The organism is Limobrevibacterium gyesilva, from assembly GCF_025989185.1.
GTDB classification, from domain to species: Bacteria; Pseudomonadota; Alphaproteobacteria; order Acetobacterales; family Acetobacteraceae; genus Limobrevibacterium; species Limobrevibacterium gyesilva.
On sequence record NZ_JAPDNT010000021.1, the window covers coordinates 1 to 11711 of the forward strand.

The 11711-nt window shown below is 69.8% G+C and carries 8 protein-coding genes and 1 pseudogene; 8 read left to right on the plus strand and 1 reads right to left on the minus strand.

Going from position 1 to position 11711, the window contains the following annotated elements; all coding sequences use genetic code 11:
• From OL599_RS18480 to OL599_RS18515, 8 genes and pseudogenes are all read left to right on the plus strand, one after another.
• Positions 1-237: pseudogene (locus OL599_RS18480) on the plus strand (hypothetical protein); the annotation flags it as partial.
• A gap of 46 nt (positions 238-283) precedes the next feature.
• The gene (locus OL599_RS18485) at positions 284-766 is read left to right on the plus strand and encodes a phage fiber-tail adaptor protein (RefSeq protein WP_264715357.1); all 483 of its coding nucleotides are present in this window, start codon (positions 284-286) and stop codon (positions 764-766) included.
• A 6-nt stretch (positions 767-772) separates the two neighbouring features.
• On the plus strand, positions 773-3325 hold the full coding sequence (locus tag OL599_RS18490; protein WP_264715358.1) for a right-handed parallel beta-helix repeat-containing protein: 2553 nt from the start codon (positions 773-775) through the stop codon (positions 3323-3325).
• Positions 3326-3393: 68 nt separating this feature from the next.
• Positions 3394-6288, plus strand: a complete 2895-nt coding sequence (locus tag OL599_RS18495) for a right-handed parallel beta-helix repeat-containing protein (RefSeq protein WP_264715359.1) — start codon at positions 3394-3396, stop codon at positions 6286-6288.
• Between the two features lie 10 nt (positions 6289-6298).
• Positions 6299-6601 carry a hypothetical protein gene (locus OL599_RS18500; protein ID WP_264715360.1) on the plus strand — a complete coding sequence of 101 codons (303 nt, stop codon included), beginning with the start codon at positions 6299-6301 and terminating at the stop codon, positions 6599-6601.
• A gap of 4 nt (positions 6602-6605) precedes the next feature.
• Positions 6606-8297 carry a GDSL-type esterase/lipase family protein gene (locus OL599_RS18505; protein WP_264715361.1) on the plus strand — a complete coding sequence of 564 codons (1692 nt, stop codon included), beginning with the start codon at positions 6606-6608 and terminating at the stop codon, positions 8295-8297.
• Between the two features lie 50 nt (positions 8298-8347).
• Positions 8348-8611 (plus strand): hypothetical protein, encoded by a 264-nt coding sequence (locus OL599_RS18510; protein ID WP_264715363.1) that lies wholly within the window; start codon positions 8348-8350, stop codon positions 8609-8611.
• Positions 8612-8692: 81 nt separating this feature from the next.
• Entirely contained in the window at positions 8693-9253 is a 561-nt protein-coding gene (locus tag OL599_RS18515) for a hypothetical protein (protein WP_264715364.1), read from the plus strand.
• Positions 9254-9373: 120 nt separating this feature from the next.
• Here the strand turns inward: OL599_RS18515 and OL599_RS18520 are convergent, their stop codons facing one another.
• Complete coding sequence (locus tag OL599_RS18520; RefSeq protein WP_264715365.1) at positions 9374-11527, minus strand: glycoside hydrolase family protein; 2154 nt, start codon at positions 11525-11527, stop codon at positions 9374-9376.
• Between the last annotated feature and the right edge of the window lie 184 nt (positions 11528-11711).

Sequence of the window (11711 nt, forward strand, 5' to 3'; positions counted from 1 at the left end):
GGCGGGCATCTGGCGGTGCCGGGCGCGCCCGGCGGCGGTGCCACGGCGTTCAGCGGGACGCTGGTGGGTGGCGGCAATGGCGGCGGCGCGTTCGCGACGCCGGGCACGCTGGCGCCGATCGCGACGGGGCTGCTGGCGGGCAATCCGGGGATCGCGCCGGGCGCGGGCGGGACGGGCGGCGTGATCGGCGGCGCCGGCGGCAACGGCGGCGGCGGGCTGGTGGTCATCGAATACTGACCGCCGTCTTCAGATCTTTCGGCCAACTGCCTGGGGGTTTCCGATCATGTCGACAACGACAGCGACGACGCATGTCTGGCGGCCGAGCAGCGCCCGCCGGCTGGTGCTGGACGGATTCGTGCCGGTGCCGCGCGGCACGCTGCCGGCGCCGCCGGCGGCGCTGGCCTGGCCGGCCAAGGACCCGTCCGACGTGCTGGACTACGCGTTCGATATTTCCGCGGCCCTGGCGGGCAACGAAGGCGATGCGATCGCTTCGGTGGATGTGGCGGTGACGCCAGGGGATCTGGTGGTGGGCAGCGTCGCGGCCGATGGGGCGCGGGTGGTGCTGTGGCTGTCGGGCGGGCAGGCGGGCGTTGTCTATTCCGTGCAGATGACGATGGCGACGCTGAGCGGGCGGACGGTGGCGCGGACCGTGCTGCTGCCGGTGCTGGCGCTGGCGCAGGCGGCGGTGCCGGCGCTGGCGCTGACCACGCAGGAGGGGGCGGCGATCACCGACGAGAACGGCAATCCGATCCTGGTGGGGAGCTGAGGCGCGATGCCGACGATCGAGGAACTGAATGCGGCCGCGGCGGTGGCCGATACCGACGCGTTGCCGGTGAGCCAGAACGGGCAGGCGCGCAAGGCGACGCGCGCGCAACTGCTGGCGGGGCTGCAGCCGCAGCTCGCGCTGGCGGCCGGGCAGTTGCTGGGGCGCAACAGCGCCGGCCTGGGCGGGCCGGAGCCGGTGACGCTGGGCGGCAACCTGTCGCTGGCGGGGGGCGTGCTGTCGGCGCAGACGGCGCCGCTGAACCTGCCCGGCCTGCCGCCGGGTGCGATGCCGGCGACTGCCGATCTGGTGCCGCTGGGGCAGGGCGGGCGGAACGTGGCGGTGCCCTATGGGCAGTTCATGGCCGGGATCGGCGGGCTGGGCGGGATCGACCTGTCCGGCGTCTCCGCCACCGCTGCGGGCACGCCGTTCGCGCGCAGGCTGGCCGATCTGCTGGCGGATGCGGCGCCGGTGGAGGCGTTCGGGGCCAAAGGCGATGGCGTGACCGACGACAGCGCGGCGCTGGCGGCGGCCGTGGCCTCCGGCAAGCCGGTGCGGCTGGGGCCGAAGACCTATGTGGTGAACGGGCAGTGGACCATCGCGCGGCCGGGCACGGTGCTGCTGGGCGTGCCCGGGCTGAGCGTGCTGAAGCGCGCGCGCCAGGCCGGCAACGGCGCGTGGATTGCCGTGCAGGCCGACGAGTTCCGGGCCGATGGCGTGATCTTCGATGCCAATCGCGCCGACGTGGCGGTGGAAAGCTGGGGCGTGCTGCTGACCGGGCTGTGCCAGGTGTCGGACCTGCATCGCTGCGCCTTCGTGAATGCGGCGGGGGCGACCTTGGGCAGCGGCCTGGTGATCCAGGCGAGCGATCCGGCGCCGTGCCGGCACGTGGTGCGCGATTGCGCGTTCGCGGGCAATGCGGCGCACGGCATCTGGGTGCAGGCCTGCGCCGGCGTGCAGGTGGTGGATTGCCGCGCGCATGACAACGCGCAATACGGCATCAACGTCGATTTCAACGATGCGGGCTTCGGCCAGAAGGCGCGGCTGGTGCAGGTGCTGGGCAACCGGTGCTGGAACAATGCGCGCGGCATCGCGGTGGGCAACTACAACGCCACCAACACGCAGCCGGCGGTGTGGGGGAACGCGAATCCCGACGCGATCGCGGTGCTGGTCAGCGGCAATGTCTGCCACGACAACAGCATCTACGGCATCGCGGCATCCGGGCAGGCGCTGGTGGTGCAGGGCAATCTGCTGTCGGACAACGGCACCGGGGCGGCGGGCGGCGCGGGTCTGCTGGCCAATACGAGCGGTTCGCGCGTGGCCGGGAACATGGTGGTGGGGGGCGCCACCTATGGCATCGATTGCGGTGGCTCGGTGAAGGCCGATGTCAGCGGCAACCATGTCGCCGGCGCCGTGTTCGGCATCAATTGCGGCGGCGGCAGCTGCGTGCGCGTGGACGCCAACACCATCCAGGACTGCACCGGCTGGGCGATCAGCGTGAACAACGTGGAGACGGACGGGCTCGGGGTGAATTTCGGCATCGCCTGCAGCAACCTCGCGATCACCGGCAACTGGATCGGCCTGCCTTCGGCCGGGGCGGGCGGGGTGCTGCTGCGCGACGGGCCGCAGAACGTGCTGGTGGCGCGCAACCATTTCGTGGGGCCGGGCGATGCCGGCAACTGCCTGTGCGCGGACACGGACAGCGTGATCGTCGAGGGCAACCGGTTCAACTTCACCGCGCGCTTCGTCTGCAACCCCGCGCCGGCGGGTGGGCTGCAGCAGGTGGTGTTTCCGGATATCGCTGACGGCATCATGATCACCTACGCACCGGCGGGCGTGCAGGCGATGGTGTCGAGCCATCAGGCGCAGGCGGCAGGGAAGCTCAGCTTCGTGCGGGTGAATGCCGGGGGTTCCGGCTACAGCCATGCCAGCGTTGCGATCGGCGGCGCGGGCAGCGGGGCGGTGGCGGAGGCCGTGATCAGCAATGGCGCGGTGATCGGCGTGGTGGTGACCGCTTCCGGCGGCGGCTACGGGCCGGTCGGGAGCACGGTGCCGGTCGCCATCAGCGGCGACGGGGCGGGCGCGCTGGCCACCGGCTATGCCGGGCCGCCGCTGCCGGAGGAGCGGCGGCTGCTGGTTCGCTGCAACACCGATGTGCGCTTCGCGCGGGCGGGGTCGGTGCCGTTGCAGGAGAACTGGACGTTCACGGATCTCGCCGTTCCCGCCGACGGCGATGTGGAATGGACGGCGACGTGGGGGATGTGGCGGGCCGGGCGGTTCGCGCCGTTCGCCTATCTCGGCGCGGACGGGGCGGGGGGCGCCATCCTGCGCAGCGCCGACAACGGCGACGTGGCGTTGCGGCCGAACGGCGCGGGCCATGTGCGGCTCTCCAGCGACACCGAGGCGAGCGGGTGCATCGCCGGCATCGGCCGCGGCTCGCCGCAGGGCGTGGTGGCGGCGCCGCCGGGGTCGGACTACCGCAACCTCGATGGCGGCGCCGGCAGCACCTATTGGGTGAAGCAGACCGGCACCGGCAGCACCGGATGGGTCGCGATCGCCTGAGGCGGCTTCTTCATTTTCCTGCGTGACTGCGAGCAGCCGGGCCCGGGCGGGGCCGGCAAGGAGTGTGCATGCCCACGTTCGACCAATTGCCGCTGGCGACGACCGTCAGCGGCGGCGACCTGCTGGCGATCGAGCAGAACGGCACGACCAATGCGGCGCCTGTGGATCTGTTGCTGGGGGGCACCCAGCCGAAGCTGACCATCGCCAGCGGCATGCTGCTGGGGCGCGTCGGCATCGGGCCGGGGGCGCCGGAGCCGGTGGGGGTGGGGCCGGGGCTGGCGATCAGCAACGGCCAGCTGACGGCCGACCCCGCACAGCTGGCGCCGTTGGACTCGCCGGCGTTCCAGGGGACGCCGACGGCGCCGACGCAGCCGGCGGGGGATGCCAGCAACGCGCTGGCGACCACCGCGTTCGTGCAGGCGCATGTTCCGCCGGTGGTGCCGACGACGCTGCTGGGCGACGTGACCGGCGTGGGCGTGGGGACGGTGGTGGCGACGCTGCCGGACATCACCGCGCCCGGGACCTATGCCAAGGTGGTCGTGAATTCGAAGGGCCAGGTGATTGGCAGCGGCGCGCTGGCGGCGGCCGATGTCGCGGGGCTGGCGAAGGTTGCGAGCAGCGGGAAGTTTGGCGACCTGACCGGCGCGTTGCCGGTGGCGGATGCGTCGGCGGCGACGGTGAAGCCGACCGGGGCCACCACGGCGCGCAGCCTGGCGACGCGCGGGGCCGACCGGCTGAACGTGCTGGATTTCGGGGCGGTGGCCAACGGCACCACGGCGACGGCGGCCGCGATCAATGCCGCCATCACCGCCGCGGCGGCGCTGCCGATGGGCGGCGAGGTGTTCCTGCCGGCGGGGAAGTACCGGATCGACATGTCCGCCGCCTCGGTGGTGGTGAAGGCGGGGGTGGTGCTGCGCGGCGCCGGGCGCGGCAAGACCGTTCTGTTCATCGACGACAGCAAGGGCGGCGGCGGCGCCGGGGGGAGCAATGCCGGCATCTCCAATATCGGGGCTGGGGCGACCTGGACGCCGATCGCGGATGTGCATCTGCGCGACATGACGCTGCAGGGCACGCGCGGGCAGAACGGGCAGAACGTGACCGCCAGCGTGTTCCTGGTGCAGCTGAAGAACATCAGCAACGTCAGCGTGCAGGACTGCGAGTTCCTGGACGCGCGCGGCTTTTCGCTGGGCCTGGTCGCGGGCAGCGACGTGATGGTGCGCGGCAACCGGGTGGCGCGCAGCAACTTCGATTCGATTGCCGTGTGGGACGTGGCGAACGTGACCATCACGGACAATCAGATCTCGATGTCCGGGGACGATTCGATTTCCGTGCACAGCAACGACGCGACGGCGGCGCCGGTGCGCTCTGGCGTGGTGATCGCCGGCAACACGATCAGCGATGGCCCGGGCATTCATGTGCTGGGGGCGAAGACCGCGGTGATCAGCGGCAACGTGATCCGGCGCGCCCGGGTGAGCGGCATCAATGTCGGCTTCGATGCCTTCTACCACCAGGGCAACACGCCGAATCTCGGTGTGCAGATCATCGACAACGTGATCGAGGATGTGTTCGACCCGTCCGGGTTCATTCCGGGATCGACGGTCGCCGCCTATATCCGCGTCGGCGGGTCTTCGCGGCAGGCGGGGGGCGGGGCGTCGGCGCCGGGCATGCCGGTGAGCGCCATTGGCAGCGTGACCGACCTGTACGGGGCGGGCGTCGGCAATTTCTATCTCAACGGGCAATCGAACACCGACGGGTCCAACAGCGTGACCGGCGCGGCGGCCTCGCCGGGCGGGCACTGGTTGCGGGTGGAGGGCAACACGCTGGTGCGCACCCTGCCGGCGGTGAGCGCGTGGAGCCAGTGGGGCTATGGCACGGCGCTGCAGGTGGGCGTGTTCGGCGCCTATAACGGGGCGATGACCGAGGCGATGCTGAGCCATGCCGGCATCCATGTGACCGGCGCCATGCGCAATTCCCGCATCGCCGGCAACATCATCCAGACCACCGGGCCGAATGCGATCGAGTTCGACTATGCCGTGTCCGACATGGATTATGACGGGCTGGAGATCGTCGGCAACCAGATCGCGGATTTCGGGCAGTTCGGGATTTTCTGGCCGACATCGGTGATCTCGAACCAGCGCATCCGCATCGCCGGCAACACGCTGGACGGCGATCCGTTCTTCAAGTCGTCGGGGCGGGGGCCGAACGGGACCTGGGGCAGCGCCGGGTCGCCAAGCATCGCGCTGTATCTGGCGTTCCTGAGCGGGGCGGACATCGAGGGGAACCATTTCCGCAACGTGAAGCTGCCGGTGTCGCAGGCGGCGGGGGTTCTGAATGTCCTGCGCCGCAACGTGGTGCATTGCAATCCGGCGGCGATCGGCACCAGCACGGCGAACCAGGGCGTCGGCACCGTGCCGGCGGCGGGCGAGGACTTCACGCATGTGATCGAGGTGTGCGATCCCGGCGATGCGAATTACGGGCGGATGCTGTCGGCCACGGTGTTCAGCAGCGCGGCGCAGCCGGCCAGCGGCACGTATGTGACCGGGCATTTCGTGGCGTCATCGGCGCCGGCGGTGGTGAACGGGCAGCCGTTCCTGGGATGGAAGCGCCTGACGACGGGCAACCGGCACGTGGCGGGCGTGGACTGGGCCGCGGTGTCCGGCGCGGGCGGTGCCGGCGCGGCGCCGCTGTTGTTGCTGAGCAGCACCTACACCGCCAGCGGCGCGATCTCGCCGGCCGACAACGTGGCGCTGGTGAATGCGGCGGGCGCGGTGGCGATGACGCTGGGGGCGGGCGGCAGCGATGGGCACGAGATCGTGGTCAAGCGCTTCGGCGCCGGAGCGGTGACGCTGACCGCGACGATCGACGGGATGGCGGGGGCGGCCGTGACCATGAATTCGGCTTCCATCAAGGAGGCGGTGTCGCTGGCCTGGTCGCAACCCCTCAACAGCTGGCTGATGATTTGAGGAGTGGGGCATGACCGTTCTGTCGAACAATCCATCGACCGGCCTGGGCGCGCTGAGCCCGGTGCCGGCGGGGGCGGCCAATGGCGTGGCGCTGGGCGTGATGCCGGCGGGGGCGGTGGGGGCGCGGCTGTATCTGCCGGCCGGGGCGAGCGTGAGCTTCACGGTGGCGGCGGCACCGCCCGCCGGCGCGCCTGCGAGCGTGTTCACGGCCTCGCAGGCCGGGACCGGGCCGAACTGGGACGAGGCGCTGGCGGGCGGGCAGATGATCTATGTGACGGCGGTGGCAGGCAGTCCGCTTTACCGGTGGTTCTGACGCGATGACGATCTATTACAGTTCGAACGATGCGGCGGGCGGGTTCGACGCCGCCGCCGTGGGCGGCATGCCCGCCGGCTGGGCGGCCAAGGTGGGCAGCTGGGCGGTGGGAACGGCCCTGCCGGTCGGGGCGCACACGCAGTCTTTCGGGGCCACGAGCCAGAACGACGGCGACGTGGCGCTGCTGACCGGGATTGCCGCCGTGGCCGACCTGCAGGTGACGGCATCGCAGCGGCTGGCGGCGCTGGCGGCGAACCATGTGCCGGCGATCGGCGTGGTGCTGCGGTCGGACGCGTCGTACCAGAACTGCTACACCATCGTGCTGGGGAACAACGGCACGCTGGGGGAGCTGCAGCTGCTGCTGTTCCGGCGGGTCGGCGGCAGCTATGCGCTGCTGACGATGGTGGCGGCCAGCGGGGTGACGTTCCAGGCATCCGATACCGTCATGCTGCGCGCGCAGTGCCAGGGCAGCACGATCAGCGCCAAGGTGTGGCCGTCGCGGCTGCCCGAGCCGGCGGGCTGGCAGGTGTCGGTGAGCGACACCGCGGTGAGCGCTGCGGGCCATGCGGGGCTGTACTACGCGCTGGATGGCGGGACGGCGCTGGCCATGGGCATCGACGACCTGGTGGTGACGGACATCGCCGGCGGCACCTGGATCGCGCCCGACGATCCGGCGTTGCTGTATTCGCCGTACACCTGGAACATTGCGGCGGGGGCGGCCACCACCATCAATGCCGGGGCCTATCTGCGCACGCTGTTCAGCGGCGGCAGTTGCACGCTGACGTTCGACGTGGCGAACGCGCTGTCGCCGCTGCCGCAGATCTGGTACCGGATCGACGGCGTGGGGGCGTGGACGCAGGCCGGCCTGGCCGCGCAGATCGCCTGCGCCATGCCGGCGGCGACGCTGGGGAATGCCGATATTCCCTGGCACTTCCTGGAACTGGTGGTGAAGGCCACGACCGAGACGCGCAACCGCTGGAACAGCCCCGGCGCGACCGCCGTGGTGTTCACCGGGCTCGTGCTGGCGAGCGGGGCCGCGGTGCTGCTGCCCTCGGCCGCGCCGCTGAACCTGCTGGTGTATGGCGACAGCATCACCGAGGGCGTGCGCACCCTGGGCGAGGCCGCGGCCGACGACACCGACCGCAACGATGCCATGCTGGGCTGGGCGTTCCGGCTGGGCGGCCTGCTGGGGGCGGAAGTGGGCGTGGTGGGATTCGGCGGATCGGGCCTGTCGGTGACGGGATCGGGCAATGTGCCGCCGCTGCCGGCCTCCTATGGCCTGCTGTACCAGGGGGCGGCGCGCAGCTTCGCGCCGGCGCCGGCGCTGGTGGTGTTCAATGTCGGCACCAATGATGGCGGGGCCGACACCGTGGCCGCAATGACCGCCGTGCTGAACGGCGTGATCGCGGCCTGCCCGGCGGCGGCGATTGCGGTGCTGCGGCCGTTCAACGGCAACCAGGCGGCCAATCTGCAGGCGGCGATCGCGGCCTGCGGCAATCCGGCGGCGTGCCGCTATGTCGATACGACGGGGATGTTCGATACCAGCCGGGGCAGCGACGGCCTGGCCCTGCATCCGACGGGGCCCAACAACGTGGCGCTGATCGCACCGAAGCTGGCGGCGGTGCTGCGCGGGCTGCTGGGGGGCGGCGGCAGGGCGGCGTTTCGCGGCGGGTTCCAGCGCGGCCTGCTGGGCTGACACAACACGGCGCGGCGCGGCCGCGCCATCTCGGGCCAGGAGGCCGAATCATGGCAGATCCGACCACTTCCGCCGCGGACGGCGAGATGGCGCGCGTGCTGGGCCGGATGGAGGCGAAGGTTGCGGCGATCGAGGGGCGGATCGAGCGGATCGAGATAAGTTCCGCGCTGCGCATGTCGGTGATCGAGCAGAAGCTGGACAACGTGGGGCAGACGCTGGCGCAGAGCCTTGGGGCGATGAAGCTGATGCATTGGCTGGGCGGGGCCGCGTTCGCGACGGTGGGGTTCGTGACCAGCGTGCTGCTGCGTCGCTGACGCGCGCTTCGCGCGGCGAGATGAGCGTCAGCGGCCCCCTTGGGCCGCGAGAGCGTTTTCACGGATTGAGGAGAGGCTGACATGGGTGCGCTGATTCCGCTGGCGCTGTCGCTGGCGCCGGAGATCGGGAAGTGGCTGTTCGGGGCGGCCGGCGAGAAGACCGCGGCGGCGGTGGCGCAGGTGGTGCAGACGGTGACCGGCACGACCGACGACCAGGTGGCGCAGCAGGCGATCAATGCCAATCCGCAACTGGCGGCGCAGTTGCGCTATCAGCTGGCGCAGCTGGCGGCACAGCAGGAGCAGGCGGCGCGGCAGGCGGAGCTGGATCTGCTGACCGCGCGGCTGAAGGACGTGGCGGATGCGCGGGCGCAGACGGTGTCTCTGGCGCAGGCGAGCAGCCCGGTGCAGTGGGCGCCGGTGGTCGTGAGCTTCGTGGTGCTGACGACGTTCGGCGTGGTGATGTGGGCGGCGCTGACGCGGGCCTTGCCGGCGGGGAGCGAGACGATTCTGAACATGCTGCTGGGCACGCTGGCGGCGATGGCGACGGCCACCGTGTCGTACTGGGTGGGGTCGAGTGCCGGCAGCGCGCAGAAGACGGACTTGCTGTATCGGAGTGCGCCGAAGGCGGGGGGAGGCGCGTGAATTGATGTCTGTGGGGCAACTTCTTGGTGATATCCGGACGGAAACGCGCGGCATCAAGCGGTCTGTCGTTAGCCGCCCGGATTTCGCTGAACCTCGATATTCGTCGCCTGCACGCCCCGCCTATTTTCCACTTCCACTGCGAAGGACCGCGCCGGATTTTCCGGGGGACAACTGACTGCGTGCATCGATTGCAACATCGCCCCCAGGCGATGCGACGACCGTATAGGGCGGCCGTTCAGAGCCGGGAGCATAGTCCACGTGTACGCCATGCAGACTCATGTGAACATGCCGTGCCGGATTTGAGGCCTGTTGTGGTGCGGCATTGAGAACGATCGGAGCCGTAACGCTCTGCCCTGTGATTCGCACATCGGAGACATCGATGCCATCCGGAGAGGCATCCTTCTGGGGATTGGCGTAGATTGCCGGCCGCGTGCAATTGCTAAACGCCACCCGGCTTATCTTGTGCTGTCCACCGGACCCGGTCATGAAGATGCCGACGCCATGACCATTGTGCCTGCAGTCGATGGCCGTATTCTCAACGGTCATCTCCCAGTTGCCGTTATCGGCCCAGATGGCCGCTTCGGTGAAGCCGGCAATACGCCCGCCGCGAACCGTGTTGTTCCTCGCCAGGCCGAAGCGCGTCGCCGTGTCCGTCGCGGTGAACAGCACGCCATACATGGACTTGCCGAACGGGTCGCCCGCCATGTCTATGTCGGGATCCTCGACAAGGGCGTTGGTCGGGCTCTCCCAATGGTCGGCGGCCGCGTTGGACACGCCGCGGGCATAGAGGCGGATGACTTTCGTGGTGTCGCTGCCAAGCATGGCAGTGCAATCGCCCACATTGAAACACCGGATATCCGTCAGGGTCGCGTTGCGTACCATGCGGTAGATAATCGCCTTGTCGCCACTGATACGCTGCGACGCCGGACCGGAATAATCGAAGGAAATGTTGCGGAGCGTCAGGTTCTTGTCGACCTTGTTCGCGGCATTGAACGGCACATCGTAATGCTCGTTCGCGATCATCGTGTTGTCGATGCCGGCAAACGGGAATGCATAACCAGGAATGTTGCCGCCGCTCCAGTTCGGTGCGGCCTTCCAGGTGGTTGCCGCGCCCTCGCCTGCCAGTGTGGTGCCTGATCTCTGCAGTACGGTGCCACTGAGCAGGTAGGTTCCGGCCCCGCAATGTCCGTTCCCGCCGGGAGAAGGCACCGACGCGGCCCATGCCTGCAACGCGAACGTGCTGTCGATGGCTGCCGTTCGATCTGCACCGAACCAGACCGCCTCCAGCGTGGTGCCGCCGAATGTACCGGCCATATGGGAATAGCCATCGAACACGTGCGTGGCCGGCGCGATCACCGGGCCATCGAGCACCGGCCGTTCGCCCTGAGCGACGGCCTGAGCGGCGTAGGCAGGTGAGCCGCCCGAGAACGTGATCACCGGCACGGCCGCGGTGGGATAGGAGCCGCTGTCGATAACCGCGATGGACTGGACATGCCAGGAGATGCCGGCGAGCCGGGCGCCACTGCCGGTTCCCCCCGACAGCGGCACTTCACCCGTGGGCAGTGCGATGTAAGAGCCGAAGTCTGCGACGTAGGCGGTCGGTGTCGTCGCTTTCTTGCCCTGCGTGGTGACGCCGACGCCCATTGACAGCGCGAGGGTTGCTCCGGTCAAGTTGGCGCCGGCTACGGGTTCGCTGGCGAGGTTCGCCGGATTTCGCGTGTAATGACCGCCCGCCGTGATTGCGTTGACGGCCCTCAGAGCCCCGCCGGAGATGGTGACACTCGCCTGGAATGGCACTCCGTCGCCTGACGTGCCAGTGACGGTGCTTACGCCGTCAGTACCGCCCGAGCCGCCATGCACGATCCGCGCGGATACCACCTGCGTGGCGACGACTGCCAGTTTGGCCGGCTGAGCATATTTCCCGCCCTGAAGTGTCAGGATATCACCCGGGACATATCCCGCCCCGGGGGCGGCCAATTCAAACTGGCTGAAGCCCATCGACACTGTACCCAGCCGGGCGCTCCCGGTAATGGCCACGGCTGGAACGGACGTGTAGCCTGCACCGTGGCGGTCGATGCGGATCGAGCGCACGGAGCCGAATGCCGTGATCAATCGGCCCTCGCCACGGAACATCAGGCTTGTGCCCGCGGGCAGCGTGATCGCCGCGGGATGGGCGATGAAGGCCGGTCCGTCGATCAGGACTGCCGCGCCTGCGTGGGCAGCCGCGATCGCCGCCACGAGATGCGCCGTGTCGTCCGTCGTGCCATCCAGCACGGCACCGTGGGATCGCAGGCTTACAGCGTTGCTGGGCGCAGGCGCCGGCTGCGTCACACGCTGCGCGCTTGCCGGTGGCGGCCAGCCGGCGGCGAGTGGTAATGCGAGCGTGAGTAGAAGTTGCGCGATTGTGTGCCGATTCACGCGCCTGATACTCCCGAAGTGGGCGGGCCACACTGCTTTA